The sequence below is a fragment of the Marinobacter nauticus genome, from assembly GCF_003634635.1.
Classification (GTDB): domain Bacteria; phylum Pseudomonadota; class Gammaproteobacteria; order Pseudomonadales; family Oleiphilaceae; genus Marinobacter; species Marinobacter nauticus.
This window is the reverse complement of sequence record NZ_RBJB01000003.1, coordinates 929,016-944,534: the sequence shown is the minus strand read 5'-3', so window position 1 is coordinate 944,534 and position 15,519 is coordinate 929,016. Positions and strand designations below refer to the sequence as shown.

Annotated in this window: 12 protein-coding genes; 5 read left to right on the top strand and 7 right to left on the bottom strand. The window is 59.1% G+C overall.

The genetic code is table 11. The features are described from left to right. Positions 1-5 precede the first annotated feature (5 nt). The 3 genes from C7436_RS10345 to C7436_RS10335 form a co-directional block, all read right to left on the bottom strand. Complete coding sequence (locus C7436_RS10345) at positions 6-932, bottom strand: esterase/lipase family protein (protein WP_014422773.1); 927 nt, start codon at positions 930-932, stop codon at positions 6-8. A 111-nt stretch (positions 933-1,043) separates the two neighbouring features. Further along, a complete protein-coding gene (locus tag C7436_RS10340; protein WP_023009553.1) occupies positions 1,044-1,355 on the bottom strand; it encodes a DUF3301 domain-containing protein in 312 nt (103 codons plus the stop codon). A gap of 71 nt (positions 1,356-1,426) precedes the next feature. Further along, positions 1,427-3,058 (bottom strand): methyl-accepting chemotaxis protein, encoded by a 1,632-nt coding sequence (locus C7436_RS10335; RefSeq protein WP_121207761.1) that lies wholly within the window; start codon positions 3,056-3,058, stop codon positions 1,427-1,429. A gap of 228 nt (positions 3,059-3,286) precedes the next feature. Here C7436_RS10335 and C7436_RS10330 point away from each other — a divergent pair, with 228 nt between their 5' ends. Together C7436_RS10330 and C7436_RS10325 are read left to right on the top strand one after the other, a co-directional pair. Next, on the top strand, positions 3,287-4,945 hold the full coding sequence (locus C7436_RS10330) for a putative bifunctional diguanylate cyclase/phosphodiesterase (protein ID WP_121207760.1): 1,659 nt from the start codon (positions 3,287-3,289) through the stop codon (positions 4,943-4,945). A 118-nt stretch (positions 4,946-5,063) separates the two neighbouring features. Next, complete coding sequence (locus C7436_RS10325; RefSeq protein WP_121207759.1) at positions 5,064-6,029, top strand: helix-turn-helix domain-containing protein; 966 nt, start codon at positions 5,064-5,066, stop codon at positions 6,027-6,029. 54 nt (positions 6,030-6,083) lie between these two features. On the opposite strand, the gene C7436_RS10320 is transcribed toward C7436_RS10325, so the two are convergent. Continuing rightward, positions 6,084-9,173, bottom strand: a complete 3,090-nt coding sequence (locus C7436_RS10320; protein WP_014422768.1) for an efflux RND transporter permease subunit — start codon at positions 9,171-9,173, stop codon at positions 6,084-6,086. Next, complete coding sequence (locus C7436_RS10315) at positions 9,173-10,270, bottom strand: efflux RND transporter periplasmic adaptor subunit (protein ID WP_121207758.1); 1,098 nt, start codon at positions 10,268-10,270, stop codon at positions 9,173-9,175. Before C7436_RS10315 ends, C7436_RS10320 begins: the two co-directional genes overlap by 1 nt. A gap of 285 nt (positions 10,271-10,555) precedes the next feature. Between C7436_RS10315 and C7436_RS10310 the strand changes: the two genes are divergently transcribed. Then, positions 10,556-11,062 (top strand): DnaJ domain-containing protein, encoded by a 507-nt coding sequence (locus tag C7436_RS10310; protein ID WP_121207757.1) that lies wholly within the window; start codon positions 10,556-10,558, stop codon positions 11,060-11,062. On the opposite strand, the gene C7436_RS10305 is transcribed toward C7436_RS10310, so the two are convergent. Next, positions 11,063-11,857, bottom strand: a complete 795-nt coding sequence (locus tag C7436_RS10305) for a secretin N-terminal domain-containing protein (RefSeq protein WP_121207919.1) — start codon at positions 11,855-11,857, stop codon at positions 11,063-11,065. A gap of 365 nt (positions 11,858-12,222) precedes the next feature. On the opposite strand from C7436_RS10305, the gene C7436_RS10300 reads away from it, so the two are divergent. Continuing rightward, entirely contained in the window at positions 12,223-13,275 is a 1,053-nt protein-coding gene (locus C7436_RS10300) for a 3-deoxy-7-phosphoheptulonate synthase (protein WP_011786901.1), read from the top strand. Here C7436_RS10300 and C7436_RS10295 read toward each other — a convergent pair. Continuing rightward, positions 13,220-13,897, bottom strand: a complete 678-nt coding sequence (locus tag C7436_RS10295) for a LysE family translocator (RefSeq protein ID WP_023011287.1) — start codon at positions 13,895-13,897, stop codon at positions 13,220-13,222. The genes C7436_RS10300 and C7436_RS10295 overlap by 56 nt on opposite strands. A 175-nt stretch (positions 13,898-14,072) precedes the next feature. Here C7436_RS10295 and C7436_RS10290 point away from each other — a divergent pair, with 175 nt between their 5' ends. Then, on the top strand, positions 14,073-15,512 hold the full coding sequence (locus C7436_RS10290) for a dihydrolipoyl dehydrogenase (protein WP_121207756.1): 1,440 nt from the start codon (positions 14,073-14,075) through the stop codon (positions 15,510-15,512). Positions 15,513-15,519 lie beyond the last annotated feature (7 nt).

Sequence of the window (15,519 nt, the reverse complement as noted above, 5' to 3'; positions counted from 1 at the left end):
CCACCTCACAGACCGCGGTTTTTCAGACGGTTGGCCTGGCTGCGGTAGAGTGAGACCGGGTTGGTCCAGAGAGAACGGGCGCCCAGCAGATGGTTGATGGCATCAACGTGGTTCATGTCGTAGTGGGTGCCGATGACATTGCCCATCATGGTGGCGCAGACGCCGACCAGACCATCATTGGGCTCGCTGCCAAAGGCCAGGGAGGTCACGCCCAGGAACGGATCGGTAATGTCGAACACGTTGGTCCATACGGCGCGTCCGGTCCAGGAGAAAAACTTGATCTTCTGGCCACTGATCCAGACATCTTCGCTGGTACCCGCGCAGGCATTACGATTAACCCCTTTCCAACCCAGGGCGTCGTTCAGGCTGGTGGTGCCCGGAGTGGTCAGGGTTTCCAGGGCGGCAATACCATCCTGGGGGTTGCTGGCTCCGGACAGGGCATTGATCAGTCCGCCCAGGGCGTTGGCAATGGCGTCGGCGCCCCCTTCAACATAGCTGCCGGGAGGGATGATGCCCCGGATAACGTCAGCAACTTTGGAGCCCTTGTTTACGCCGTCAATCGACGTGACCGAGGCAATCTTGTGGGGAATCAGAGCCGCTGCCACCCGGGAGGTGGGGGCACCCTGACTGTGCGCCATCAGATTGACCTTGCTGTGGCCCAGGCTGTTGACGTAATTGGCCAGTTGCTGGCCACGCTGTTCGCTGCTGTTCACGAAGGACACGCTGGCGGTATAGACCTTTGCGCCACTGCGTTCAAGGTTCCAGGGAATGGTGTGGAAGTAGTTGATCAGACCGCCAAGGGTATTGAAGCCGGTTACACCGTGCACCAGCACAATCGGATGACGGGTCTGGGTGTAGCTGGCGTGGCTCAGTACCGAGAACACCAGCATGAGAATTCCGGCCACAAGCCGGATGGGCATGGCAAAACGCATAGATGACTCCTGTTGTTTTTGTTGGTTGTCGACATGCAACAGGGAGTATCACGGACGAACACAGGTGCCGGTAATCGCCCATTTGGGTGAGGCGGCTCCGGTGACAGTCGGTCAGAATCGGTGCGGTTCAAGTTCGGTGTGAATGATGCTCTGGCCAAGCATGATGATACGGCCGGTGTAACGCTCTTCGCCGGTGGTGGTGAAGTCGAACAGGAAACGCCGCCACACTCGCAGTTTTCCGTTCTGATCGCGCTTGAACCAGAGTCCGCGCAGATAAACGGCGTCGTCCAGCAGCATTACGTCCATGGATTTGCAGTACCTGTGAGCAGCCTGCAAGACAAAATCCTTGATGGCTTTGGCCCGCCACCAGTACCAGATGGCGAAACCGGCGACAAACAGCCAGAAGAGGGTTGCTAGGGTCAAGGCACGGGGAATCCTGTGGGTGATTGCAAAGGGGGCGAAGCCTCCACCCCCCCACGAATCGCCAGACTACCCTATTGTGCCGGTTCAGGAAATTGCCGGGTCGATGCCTGAGCGCCCTTGTTCAGCAGTTTATCGCACAGCATTTGCAGGAAATGACTGGTCAGCAACTGCGCCTGGTCAACATTGGATCCCAGTTGCTCGGACTCCTGGCGGGCGCTTTCGCTACTCTGAACCGATTGATTGCCCAGGTGCAGCAGATGTTCGGCCTGACGTTCCACCTGAGCTGCCAGTGCGGATTGCTGTTCGGTTGCCCCAGCCACTTCACGGGCGCAGTCATCAATAATGTTCATGTCTTTCAGGGTCGTGGTGAGGGCCTGACGGGCTTCGTCGGCCATGGTGGCAGTCTGCTCACAGGCAGCGCTGCCCTGGCCGATGACGTCGACCACCATCCGGGTTTCCGATTGCAATTCCTCAATCATAGTGTCGATACGGCGTGTGGAATCGTGAGTGCGCTGGGCCAGGCCCCGGATCTCGTCCGCCACTACCGCAAAGCCACGGCCCGACTCGCCGGCCCGTGCGGCTTCAATCGCAGCATTCAGGGCCAGAAGGTTGGTCTGCTCGGCAATGTCGCTGATCACCTCCAGCACCATGCTGATGGCATTGCTGCGTTCGGTCAGTCGATCCATCTCGTCGTTAGCGCTGGTTAGCTGCTGCCGTAACCGTGATAGTGAATGATTGACGCTATCCATCTGGTGCTGGCACTGACTGGCAGATTGGCGGGCGTCGGCACTGGCCTGCTGGGTTCGAACGGTCATCTCGTTGACACGACGGACGCTCTGGGCCAGTTCTTCGAAGGCCCGGGTGATTTGCTCAATATCGCCTTGCTGGCTGCGGATACTCGCCACCGAACTGGAAACCCACTCCATGGTGCGCTGCTTGCGGCCATGCAGTTTGCCGATGTTGGCGTGCATGCGTGCCGAGACCGCGCGCAAGGTGGCATCGCGCTTTTGCCGATCGTATTCGATCCAGCCGCCCTCGTCGCGCCGTCCGGTATAGATCCAGGGCATCACGGGGTGGGCGTCACAACAGGCTTCCCGTGCGGTGCGCATCATGGGTAGGGTAAGCCAGAACAGAACACCGAAAACAGACAGGACCAGGGCTTGCAGCACGGCCATTTCCGGTATCGACAGGGAGGTCAGTCCAAACACCAGAAGACTGCCTGCGAGCAGCCCGTACAGGCAGGCGAGTTTGGAAATCAGTGGGGGTGACACCGCCAGGAAACGCCGGGGCAGGGAGCCACGGTTCCAGGCGGCGTAGGCCTTTTCCGCACGCCGGACCTGGCTGCGGCGGGGCTGGCAGCGTACCGACTGGAACTCCACCAGTTCGCCGTTTTTCATGATTGGCGTGACATAGGCGTCCACCCAGTAATGGTCGCCGTTCTTGCAGCGGTTCTTCACCATACCGCGCCAGGAGTCGCCCTTGCGGATAGTCTCCCAGAGATTGGCAAAGGCTTGGGGTGGCATATCCGGGTGCCGGATCAGGTTGTGGGGCTGCCCTACCAGTTCATCAATACTGTAGCCGGCGACGTCCGCGAATTCTTCATTGGCAGCGGTAATCTTTCCCTTCAGATCTGTGGTGGTAATCAGGTGATAGTGCGCGGGGTATTCGCGCTCGTGACCGGTAACCGGTTCGTTCCTGCGCATGGGGCGCTCCTGCGGGGCGTTTGTTTCGTTTTGCACCTACTATCGACCTGTATTCGTTGGCGGGGTATCCGAATATTGCAAATGTTGAAATTGTGTTCACATTTTTCTCCGCCTTTGGTCATAGGCGAGAGGTTTTTGCAAAATATGGATAGGTTTACGACATTTTCTGCTTATGCTGGGACAAAAGAGCCTGCCTGTAGCAGGCCGGACACGGAAGGTACTTGGCGTATGCAGGCGTTGACAGAACAGGACTTCAAAGCCCTGGTGGATAATCATCCGCGAGCCATCATGCTTTCAACTCCGGATGCAGTCATTACCTATGTGAACCGGATGTTCCAGGCCGTGACCGGCTACCGCCCAGAAGAAGTCCTGGGTCGGGCACCGTCGGTGCTCAGTTCCGGGCTGCACTCGCCTGAGTTCTATCAGGCCATGTGGGAAAGCCTGAATGAGAGCGGTCGATGGGAAGGCCTGATCTGGAACCGGCGCAAGAGCGGCGAGAACTATCCCCAGTGGCTGACTATCTACCCCGTGGACTATCAGGGCAAGCGCCTGTATGCCGGGGTGTTCATGGATGTGGGTGAGCTGGCTGCCAGCGATGAACGGCTGGCAACTCTGGCCTACTACGACCCCCTCACCGAACTACCCAACCGCTCGCTGTTTCAGGAATTCCTGAAGGCCCGGGTGAACCAGCGTAAAGATACCGCCGACCTGTTTGCGGTGCTTTATATCGATCTGGACTTTTTCAAGTCTGTGAACGACTTGCATGGCCACGATTGTGGCGACCGGGTGCTGCAACAGGCTGCGGCCTGTATCCAGGCCGTGGTTCGTAACGGCGATGTGATTGCCCGGCTATCGGGGGATGAGTTTGCCGCCATCATCGAACTGGATACCGAAGATCAACTGAATGCGGTGTGTGAGCGCATGACCCATGTGTTCCGGGCACCCGTGATGGTGGAGCACCGGGAATATTTTCTCTCCGCCTCGGTGGGCGCCGCTATCTATCCGAATCACGGCGAGACCGCGGGTGAATTGCTGCAGAATGCCGACCGGGCCATGTATACCGCCAAACTGGCCGGGCGGGCCTGCTATCGGATCTACAGTGCGAGCGAAATCCAGCATGGCCAGCAGCAACAACGGCTGTCCGAAGCCCTCGTGGCTTCCCTGAAAGTGGCGCCGGAGGAATTCTCGGTGGTGTACCAGCCCCAGTACGATCTTGCCACCGGCGCCATGGCCGGCATGGAGGCTCTTTTGCGCTGGCAACATCCTGAGCTGGGGGCGGTGTCTCCGGGGGACTTTGTCCCGGTGGCCGAGCAGCGCGGGCACATCCACGAACTGACCGAGCAACTGATCCGGTGCATCCGTCGGGATCTGGAGGCCTGCGCTGTCGATCATGGCCGAGGCCGACGCCTGGCCATTAACATTTCCGCCCGCCAGATTGCTGATGGCCGGCTGGATGGATTGTTGGAGCCTTTCTTCGAACGGGTTCGACAGGTTGGCTGGCAGCCGGAAATCGAGATTACTGAAACCCACCTGATGAACCTGTCACGCCGTTGCCTGGACAAACTCCGGGAATTCGGTGACAAGGGAGTGGTGGTTGCCATTGACGACTTCGGTACCGGGTATTCCTCGCTGGCGTATCTGCATGCGCTACCTGTGAATGTGCTCAAGATCGATCAGCAGTTTGTTCAGCGGCTGGGGCAGGATGGCAGGGATTCGCGGATTGTCTCCGCCATTCTGGCCATCGCCGAGGCGCTGAGTCTGGAGGTGGTAGCGGAGGGCATCGAGACCGAGATTCAGAAACGCAAGCTCCAGGAATTGAACTGTCACCGTGGCCAGGGCTACCTGATGGCCCGGCCGTCCCCCCTGAGTGAGCTGCCACTGGATTGATAAGAATCAATTAACAGGCAAACTCCGTCCCGTTTCTTGCCGTTTTGCAAGATTTGGCTAGGGGTTTGCGGCACGCTGGCTTAAAACAGCAAGCTCACTCACTGCCTGTTCACGCTGTATGCGCAATCTCACTGCCAAACCGGATCTGGATGCCTACCTTCGACTCAATCGCGCTGCAGCCGGCGAATGGCAGGCGGCTATCCGTGAGTTGCTGGCCTGTGATGACGTTGGTCTCACTCTTGAGCGGCCGCAAACGGTTGCTGGCTCGCTGTCTTCCCTGAGTGTTGACCGTGGGGTCGTGTGTGCCCTGGATCTGGCCCAGGATGCCGAGGTGCATCTGTGCGGACTGCCTGGGACATTGCTGGTGGTGCCGGTATCGGGGCAGTGCGATGTATTGGTGAATGGCGATTGCAGACAGCCGGCTTTCCCGATGGCCGCCATCACCTCCAGCCAGGCAATTTCCGTGCGCGCCTGCGGGCAGTCCCGGCTGATTCTGTTAAACCCGGAACAGTGGCGCAGCAACGTCACCCCGGGGCAGGGGGTGTTAGCCTGGATGGCGGAACGGGTGCATCACTTTCTGTTGCGCTCCAACTTCTTCCAGGATCACAACGATGCCTGCGCTGCGGCCGATAGCCTGTTTGACGAACTGGACAGCATCGCCCGAGAGGGTGGTTGTGAACCTAACGAAACGCCCCCGGAGCTCGATCGCCGGCTTCTCCGGGTTATCGACAAAATCCGCATGGAGCCCGCCTGGGAGTTTGATTTGCAGGAGCTGGCAAACCATTCCGGGGTCAGCGAGCGCAATCTGTATTATCTGATGAAGCGGGAAACCGGAATGACCCCCTACCGTTTCTACCAGCGCTGTCGGTTGATCCGGGTACGGCGCAGGCTGGTGGATTGCCAGTGTGATGTGCCCCATATTTCCTGGTACGCCGCCGATGAGGGATTTTCACATCTGGGGCGGTTTGCTGCGCTGTACCGGGAACATTTCGGTGAGTTGCCCAGCGAGACCGTCCAGTGGCGCCGCCGTCTGCAGACGGGAGAGGCAGCGTTGGAAGCGCCGGACAGGATCGTTGCTTCCTGACAAAAAAAGCCCGACATGACGCCATGCCGGGCTTTTTTGTGTTGCTGTGCGGGGTTAGTGGTTGCCCGCCGGCACCTGTGATGACTCTTCGTCGTTGCCGTATTCATCGGCTGCCGAGCCATGGTGGTCACGGGCCAGCAGAATGTAGAACGCCGGCAGCACAAACACCGTGAACAGGGTACCAATGCCCAGACCAGCACTGATGGTCAGGCCGATAGCAAACCGGCTTTCTGCACCCGGGCCGATGGCAATCAGCAGAGGCACCATGGCGAAGATCAATGCCAGAGAGGTCATGATAATCGGGCGCAAGCGGATAGCCGCCGCCTCGATGACCGCATCGACCTTGTTCAAGCCCCGCTCTTTCTGCAACTGATTGGCGAATTCCACAATCAGGATGCCGTTCTTGGAGACCACCCCGATCAGCGTAATCAGCCCCACCTGTGTGTAGATGTTCATGGTGGCAAAGCCCAGTACGATGAACGCCATGGCCCCGGCTACCGACATGGGAACCGATACCAGAATGATGATCGGGTCGCGCCAGCTTTCAAACTGCGCGGCCAGGACCAGATAGATCACCAGCAATGACAGGAAGAAGGTCACCATCAGTGCGCTGCCCTGGGTGGCCAGCTGGCGGGTTTCCCCGGTGTAGTCGTAGCTGAAGCCCTGAGGGAAGACGTCGCTGGCGGTTTGCTCCATAAACTCCATGGCGGTGCCTGCCGCCACGCCCGGCATCACCACGCCCTCCAGGGTCAGCGAGTTTTGCTGGTTGAACTGAGTGCGGTTCGACGGCTCCACTTCCTCGGTAAAGCTCACGACGCTGGACAGCGGCACCAGTTCGCCGTTGCCGGCACGGATGTAGTAGTCCTGCAGGGCTTCCTTGCTCGGGCGGAACTGGTCATCCACCTGTGGAATCACCTGGTATGAACGGCCTTCCATGTTGAAGCGGTTGATGTAGCCGCCACTGAGCATGCTGGCCAGGGACTGCCCAACATCCTGCATTGACAGGCCCAGATCGGCCACGCGATCACGATCGACATTAATGCGGGTAACCGGCTTGTCGAAGTTGATGGACTTCTTCAGGAACATGAAGTTACCGCTCTGCATGGCCTTGCCCAGCATTTCATCCGCCACCTGGTCCAGCTGTTCATAGCTGCCGCCGGTGGTGATGACAAACTGGAACGGCAGGCCGCCGCCGGAGCCGGGCAGGGACGGCCGGGGGAATACCGCGGTCTGCAGCCCGGTGACCTTTTTCAGTTCAGCATCCAGCTTGGGCTGAACCTCGAACTGGGTAATCTCCCGCTCGCTCCAGGGCGCCAGCTTGAAGCCACCGAAGACGGCGTTGGGGCTGGTGATGCCCAGAATCATGAAGTCTTCGCTGTAACCCGGCACCTCAGACATCCGGTTCTGAACTTCCTGACCGTGGTCGTACAGGTAGTCCAGGGTGGAGGTCTCGGGCCCCAGGCCTTGATAGAACAGGATGCCCTGGTCTTCGGTGGGGGCCAGTTCGTTCTGACTCATCATCAACATGAAGTAGATGGATCCAAGTACCACAAAGGCGAAGAACACCACGACGGACTTGGTTTGCATCAATGACGCCAGCGCTGCCTTGTAACCGTTTGCCAGACCGTTGAAGCTCTTTTCGACAACCTTTTCAAAGCGGCCCGGGTCGCCGTGGGGTTTGAGTACCTTGGCAGACAGCATGGGTGACAGGGTCAGTGCAACAATACCGGAAATGACCACGGTGCCGGCCAGGGTGAAGGCAAACTCGGTAAACAGTGAGCCTACGAGACCTCCCATAAAGCCGATGGGCGCATAAACCGCAACCAGGGTGGTGGTCATGGCGATGATTGGGGTGGCCATTTCCCGGGCACCGTTGATGGCAGCATCGAACCGGGATTCGCCCTGTTCAATATGCCGATGCACGTTTTCCACCATGATGATGGCGTCATCCACCACTAGGCCGATGGCCAGCACCATAGACAGGAGCGTCAGCAGGTTCAGGGAGAAGCCGAACATCAGCATGACAAAGGCGCCACCGATCAGGGACAGCGGAACCGCTACAGATGGCACCACCGAGGCTCGAACCGAACCCAGGCACAGGAAAACCACCACCAGTACGATGATCATGGCTTCCAGCAAGGTCTGGATAACCTCGTTGATGGAATCGTCGATAAAGTCGGAAGCGTCGTAGGCCAGGCGCACATTCAGGCCGCTGGGCAACTGACTCTCGATATCCGGCAGTTCTGCCTTGACCAATTCAGCCACCGTCAGCGGGTTGGCTCCTGGTGCCAGCTCAATGGCCACATAGGTGGCCGGTTGGCCCTTGTACAGAGCCAGGCTGTCGTAGGTCTGGGAGCCCAGTTCCACCCGGGCAATGTCCTGCAGGCGGATCAGAGTGCCGTTTGACTGTTTAACCACCAGGTTCCGGAAGGCGTCCGGGTCGGCGATGTCGGTGTCACTGGTCAGGCTGACCTCGGTGTACTTGCCGCGGGTCTTACCCACCGCGGCCTGATAGTTGTTGGCCCGCAATTTGGCAGCCACCTCGACCGGGGTCATATCCACGGCGGCGAGACGCTCCGGGTCCAGCCAGATACGCAGGGCAAACGTCCGGCCCAGCAGTTCAGCCTTGCCCACGCCGGCCAGCGCCTGCAGCTTGGGCTGCACCACCCGGGTCAGATAATCGGTAATCTGGGGGACATCCAGCTCGGTGCTGTAAAAGGCAATGTACATCAGTGCCGTGCTGTCGCCGGTTGTAGAGGTAATCACCGGGTCCTCGGCTTCCGCCGGTAACACGTTGCGCTGACTGGCCACCTTGGCCTGGATCTCTGCCAGGGCATCGTTGGCGTCGTAGTTCAGGATCATCTTGGCCTGAATGGTCGATACGCTCTGGGAACTGGTGGACGTCAGGTAATCAATGCCGCTGGCTTCCGCAATGGCCTGCTGCAGCGGAGTCGTGATAAAGCCCTTGATCAGGTCCGAACTGGCGCCGGGGTAAGCCGTGGAGACGGTCACCGTGGTGCTTTCCAGCTCCGGATACTGCCGGATTTCCATCTCCATGGCGGCCCGCGCGCCGATCAACAGGATCAGCAGGCTGACCACCGTGGCGAGAACCGGCCGGTGGACAAAAATGTCGGTGAATTTCATTACTCAGACGCCTCCTGGCCGGACTCGTCCTGGATTTCAACACGCTGGCCCGCGCGCAGCCTCAGCAGGCCCTTGGCGACGACCGTTTCGCCTTCTTCCAGACCGGAAAGCACGGCTGAGCGGCCATCACGGACTTCGCCCGTGGTGACGGTGCGGCGGCTGACAATCAGTTCACCGTTGTCGTTTTCTTCAACCACATACACGAAATTGCCGTAGGTGTTGTAGGAAATGGCGGTGCGCGGCAGGGTAACCACTTCATTGTCCCGGGGCTGACCGGTCTGAATGGTGGCAAACATGCCGGGGCGCAGCAGGTTTTCTTTATTATCCAGGGTGGCGCGTATACGCACGGTACGGGTTTCCGGGTTTACCGAGGTGTTGATAGCGCTCACCTCACCCTCGAAGGACTGGTCCGGCACAGCAGCGACCGTCACGGATACCGGGTAGCCCTGATCCACGTCCGGCAGAAATTTCTCGGACAGGGTGTAGTCCACATAGATAGGGTTCAGCATGTTGATCTCGACGATCGGTGTGCCGGTGGCAACGTACTGACCCTGATCCACCATGCGGATACCCAGCTTGCCGTCGAAGGGCGCGCGAATCACCTTCTTGTTGAGCTGAGCTTCGGCCTCGTTGACACGGGCTCGGGCGGCATCGAAATTGGCCTTGGCCTCATCATACTGGGACTGGGACACGGCCCGCTTCGGCAGCAGATCCGAAACCCGCTTGAATTCCTGCTCGGCCAGCTGGGCTTCTGCCCGCCGTGTGCGCAGCGCTGCCTCGTCGATGGCGGCATCCAGGCGCACCAGGACGTCGCCCTTGCTGACGGTATCACCGGACTCAAAGCCAATGTTCTCAATCACACCGGGCACTTCGTTGGCCACTTCGATGCCATTGATGGCTTTGATGCTGCCGACAGCCTTGATGGCCGGCTGCCAGTTTTCGGTAGTCGCTTTGGTCACGGAGATGATGGCGGCCGGCTGCGGCTGGGACATCATTTCTTTCATCTGGCCGAACTGGTAGAACTTGTAACCGAAGATTCCACCCAGCACGACGCCGAGAAAAATGAGAACGATGACGAAACGGGAAGCAGTGCGCATAAGTCTGTTCCTGGGAGTGAATTTCCTGAATCTGATAAAGTCGCCCGGAAGGGAAGGCTGACAGCTGTCCTTGCAAATCAGGGCTCGGGGACAATGTAATAGAACGTCAGTTCAATTTAACGAATAGGATGCTACAAAAGCTGTTTCTATTTGTCACCCGTTTGCATTCAACAAACAGTATAAATACTGCGGACAGTTTACGCTGGTGTGTCCGGGGTGGATTATAGTATCCGGGCGTATTTCGGACTCCCGTTTTTCGACAGCAAGAATACAGGACTAACATCGATGCAACTGATTCTCGGCCTGGCCCTGGCGGCTGCCGTGTTTGTCATCCTGAAAAAATGGGGCGCGCTTTCGCCGGAAGGCCAGAAAGCGGCCATCTGGAAAGTCATTCTGGTGGCTGGCGGCGCGTTGTTGCTGTTTATGGTGCTGACCGGCCGGGTGCATGTGATCACGGCCGGTATTGCCGCTCTCATTCCCCTGTTGAGAAAGCTGCCGGCGTTACTGCGTTATGCACCGATGTTTCGCAAGGCCATGGGAGATTCATCCGGTAATGATTCGGCGCACCAGGCGGGCGCCGGGGGCAGGAGCGCTGCCGCACAGGGGCCCATGAGCACGCAGGAAGCCTGCGATATTCTGGGAGTAAAACCCGGTTGTTCCCGTGAGGAGGTGACCGCTGCCCACCGCAAACTGATGTTGAAGGTGCACCCGGACCGCGGCGGCAACGATTACCTGGCCGCCAAGCTCAATGAGGCCCGTGACGTCTTGCTGGGCAGGCGTAATCAGGCCTGATCAGGGCAGAATCTCCACTTTCACGTCGATAGACTGGTTTTCAGAGCGCTTGCCGTTCACCCGGTAGTTGATGCCTTGCTGCTCCTGATTCATGGACGTGCGGGTCCCCCCCAGGCTGACCCATTGCCCCGGCTCCACCCGCCGGATGGTCATCAGAGCTTCGGTTTCATAGCCGGGCAGAGCGGCGGGGTCTTCCTCAAAGGACACGATACTCAGTTCTACCGCCTGGTTCGAGATGGCCTGGGGGCTCACCACAAAGCCGCTTCGGGTTTCGACCTGCTGCAGTATGGCGGCGGGGTTGCGCCCACCCTTAACGGCAAATGGCAAGGTTCGCACATTGCCGGAGGTAATGTGGGCTGACTGGTCATCCTGCACGATCAACTGACGTTCACGGGTGGAATTGGTGCTGATGGTGCGGCGTTCGACGCTGGCGCCGGCCGAGCCGTTCGAGAGGCTGACGCCGCCTCCGGATTGTTTGCCGCCGATGTCCTGACGGTAGCGTACGCTGATCCTCATCTGTACCGGCGGCACATCCATCGATTGCACCAGTGTTCCGATTTCGTCCAGCAGTGCGGGTTCGCCACGGACCACCAGTTGTTGTCCGCGTGCCGTCACCGTAACCGGCGACTGTTGGTAAAGTTCGCGAATCTGTAGCGCAATGTCGTCGGCCGTTCGGTTGTTCAGCTCATAGACCCTGGCTTCTGATTGTGCCCAGACGACGGTGGAAGCCGTTAACATCGCAAGAAGCAGGGCAGTCATCAGCCAGAGAACGGAGCGGTGCTCGGTGTTTCGCATGCAGGCCTCCAGAGCCATGACGGCCATGCCCGCATTAAATAATCCGTTTTGCGGGTTGCCATCGTTAAAACCGTAGGTATATAGTGAAAAGCATGAAGACCTTACACGCAGCCTGTCAATTGAATGTTCTGAAAGCTTTCGGTGAAAAACTGAAGGCCGCAGGCTCTGCTGTGTATTTTTGGTGGTTTGGTTATGGCTTTTATTTTAGCCAGAGCCCGGGCCGCCCATAAGATCTTCATCGACCGAATACAACGAGGAAGGCAGCCCGGCAAGCAACCCAGGCTGCCACCGGACTCCGAAAAGCCCCGACTGGTAGCCCAGCCGGGGCTTTTTTGATTCTGACACAGGGAAACGGGAACACAGACATGAACATGCCGCTGAAATCTGAAACACTGGATGCGCAAGCCTCAAGCGCCTGCCAGCACCGCCAGGAAGCGAGACTGCCCACCGCCGCCGAGTTGCGCCAGCAGTTTCCTGCCGATGAGCAACAGGTGCGGGCCATTGCCGGTTACCGTGATCAGATCCGCGCCGTGCTGCACGGTCAGGACGACCGCACCCTGATCGTGATGGGCCCCTGCTCCATTCACGACGAGCAGGCTGCCCTGGATTACGCCACCCGCCTGAAAGCACTGTCAGACGAAGTCAGTGACCGTTTCCTGATTGTCATGCGCGCCTACCTGGAGAAACCCCGTACCACGGTGGGCTGGAAAGGCCTTCTGTACGATCCGGAACGCACCGGTCAGGGCGATCTGAAACAGGGCCTGGAGCGTTCTCGCAAGTTGTTGCTGGCGTTGTCCGAGCTCGGCCTGCCGCTCGCCACCGAAGCCCTGAGCCCGTTCATGATGGATTACCTGGGGGACCTGGTAAGCTGGACCGCGATCGGCGCCCGTACCACCGAATCCCAGATTCACCGGGAAATGGTCAGCGGCCTGCCCATGCCGACCGGGTTCAAGAACGGCACCGATGGTGGCATTACCGTGGCCAGCCACGCCATGAAGTCGGCCTCGCACCCGCACCACCACATGGGGATCTCCCATAGCGGCGCACCGGTGATGATTTCCACCGCCGGCAATCCGGATACTCATCTGGTTCTGCGCGGTGGCCGGGGTGTGACCAACTACGATGAACTGAGCATTGCCAAAGCGGTGGCAGAGCTGGAAAAAGCCGGCGTATCAACGGCGGTGATGGTGGACTGCAGCCATGATAACGCCTGCAAGCAGGCTGAGCGGCAGGTGGACATCGCCCGGGAAGTGATGGCGCAGAAGCGTAACGGCAATCGGCACATCAAGGGCCTGATGCTGGAAAGCTTCCTGGAATTCGGCCGCCAGGACGACGGCAAAGAGCTGGTCTACGGGTGCTCGATTACCGATCCATGCCTGGGCTGGGAACAGACGGAGACTCTGATCCGCTCACTGTAGACAGCAGCAGTTGCCCGGCCAGCAATACCAGAATGCCCCCCATGGTCCGGTCGAGCCAGTGTCCGAACCGGTTGAACCCCCGGCGGACACGGGGGTGGGTAAAGAACACCGCTACCATGGCAAACCACAGGCCGGTGGCCAGGGCCATATAGATGCCGTATCCGGCCTGCAGCAGAACCGGCGTGCCTGGATTGATGATGACGGAGAACAGGGATACGAAAAACAGGGTGGCCTTGGGATTGAGGGCGTTGGTTAAAAACCCGAGCCGGAACGCCGCCCAGCCAGTCTGGGCCTGCCCGCCGTTCGCTTGCACGTGAATGGCTCCGGGTTTGGCCCGCAGGCAGTGCCAGGCGATATAGAGCAGATACACGGCCCCAATCACTTTCAGCACGGTAAACAGCATTACCGATTGCTGGATGATCAGCCCGATACCCAGCAGCGAATAGCCCACATGCAGCAGAATGCCGATGCCAATGCCCATGGCGGTCAGCAGGGCATTGCGCCGGGCCTGGGTCAGTGCCTGGCGCAGCATGACTGCAAAATCCGGCCCGGGGCTGGCCACCGCCAAAAGGTGCACCAGGGCAACGGTCAGAAACTCCAGCCAGTAATTCTGCACATTCATTCTCCCGCGTGTTTGCAATTGTGCTTGGGTTGTTGCGCCTGCAGCCAGTAACCACAGGGATTTTTTCTGTGATTCCCCTGTCAGCGGATAATAAGCTTTCTATACTTTACCGAAAGGCTCCTTAAGTTTAATAGCCCAAACCACCTGAAATTTCAGTCAGTCTCCAGGAGGCAGGATGGACAAGCGAGAAGTGGATGTAGCGGTTATCGGTGCGGGTACGGCGGGAATGGTCGCCTATCAGCGCGCCCGCAGGGCCACCGACCGGATTGTGTTGATTGAGGGTGATCAATACGGCACCACCTGTGCCCGGGTAGGGTGCATGCCCAGCAAGTTGCTGATTGCCGCCGCGGAAAGGGCCCATCAGGTGAGGCAGGCGGAAGCGTTCGGTGTGCTTCCGGGCGATGTGCGCATTGATGGTCCGGCTGTGATGGCGCGAGTGCGTGAAGAGCGCGATCGCTTTGTGGCACCGGTGGTGCGGTCCATGGAATCGCTGCCGCAGGAACACCGGTTGATGGGGCATGCCCGATTTGTTGACAGTCATCGTCTTGTCGTGGGTGATCATACCGAGGTCACCGCGGGCCGGATTGTTATTGCCACCGGCTCCCGCCCCAACATCCCGGGCATTCTGAAAGAAGCGAAAGGCCGACTGGTGGTCAACGATGACGTGTTCGACTGGCGGGATCTGCCGTCTTCGGTGGCGGTGTTCGGCCCGGGAGTGATTGGGGTCGAATTAGGTCAGGCATTGAGCCGGCTGGGCGTAAAGGTCCGCATGTTTGGCGTCAGCGGCGGCATTGGCGGTATTCAGGATGAGAAGGTGAGGGAGTATGCGCTGGACACCTTCCGTGAAGAGTTTGCCATCAGCCCGAAAGCCGATACCCGGCGTGTTGAACGCATCGAGGAGGGGGTTCGCATCAGCTGGAGCGAGGGCGGCAAGGAGCATCAGCAAACCTTTGATTATCTGTTGGCAGCCACTGGGCGGAGACCCAACATTGATCACCTGGATATCCAGAATGCCGGCATCGAACTGGATGAACGGGGCATGCCGGAGTTTGACCCCTTCACCCTGCGCTGCGGTGACAGCCATATCTTCATTGCCGGTGATGTGAACAACGACCGCCCCCTGCTGCACGAGGCGGCAGACGAAGGCCGGATTGCCGGCGACAATGCAGGGGCCTGGCCGGAAGTCCGAACCGGCCGCAGAAAAACTCCCATGGCGGTGGTGTTCACCGAGCCCCAGATTGCCTCGGTGGGGCTGAACATTCATCAGGTGGATGAGCGTTGCCAGGGCTGCTTTGCGGTTGGTGAGGTGTCGTTTGAGGATCAGGGGCGCAGCAAGGTTATTGGCAAGAATCGGGGGCTGCTCCGGGTCTACGGCGAGCACGGCAGCGGCCTGTTCATGGGGGCCCAGATGTTCGGGCCTGCTGCAGAGCACCTTGCCCACTTGCTGGCGTGGTGCGTGCAAAAGCGAATGACCGTGAGCGAAATGCTGGAGATGCCGTTCTACCATCCGGTGATTGAGGAGGGGCTGCGAACCGCAATAAAAGACCTGAGCAAGAAACTCCGGATAGGCTCTGAGCCAGGGGAGGGTTGCATGGATTGCGGGCCGGGTGTGTAGCTTTACC

Coding starts and splice junctions, on each gene's coding strand:
- C7436_RS10345 (WP_014422773.1), bottom strand. CDS start 932: ATGCGTTTTGCCATGCCCATCCGGCTTGTGGCCGGAATTCTCATGCTG.
- C7436_RS10335 (WP_121207761.1), bottom strand. CDS start 3,058: ATGCGCAGGAACGAACCGGTTACCGGTCACGAGCGCGAATACCCCGCG.
- C7436_RS10330 (WP_121207760.1), top strand. CDS start 3,287: ATGCAGGCGTTGACAGAACAGGACTTCAAAGCCCTGGTGGATAATCAT.
- C7436_RS10325 (WP_121207759.1), top strand. CDS start 5,064: ATGCGCAATCTCACTGCCAAACCGGATCTGGATGCCTACCTTCGACTC.
- C7436_RS10320 (WP_014422768.1), bottom strand. CDS start 9,173: ATGAAATTCACCGACATTTTTGTCCACCGGCCGGTTCTCGCCACGGTG.
- C7436_RS10315 (WP_121207758.1), bottom strand. CDS start 10,270: ATGCGCACTGCTTCCCGTTTCGTCATCGTTCTCATTTTTCTCGGCGTC.
- C7436_RS10310 (WP_121207757.1), top strand. CDS start 10,556: ATGCAACTGATTCTCGGCCTGGCCCTGGCGGCTGCCGTGTTTGTCATC.
- C7436_RS10305 (WP_121207919.1), bottom strand. CDS start 11,857: ATGCGAAACACCGAGCACCGCTCCGTTCTCTGGCTGATGACTGCCCTG.
- C7436_RS10300 (WP_011786901.1), top strand. CDS start 12,223: ATGAACATGCCGCTGAAATCTGAAACACTGGATGCGCAAGCCTCAAGC.
- C7436_RS10295 (WP_023011287.1), bottom strand. CDS start 13,897: ATGAATGTGCAGAATTACTGGCTGGAGTTTCTGACCGTTGCCCTGGTG.
- C7436_RS10290 (WP_121207756.1), top strand. CDS start 14,073: ATGGACAAGCGAGAAGTGGATGTAGCGGTTATCGGTGCGGGTACGGCG.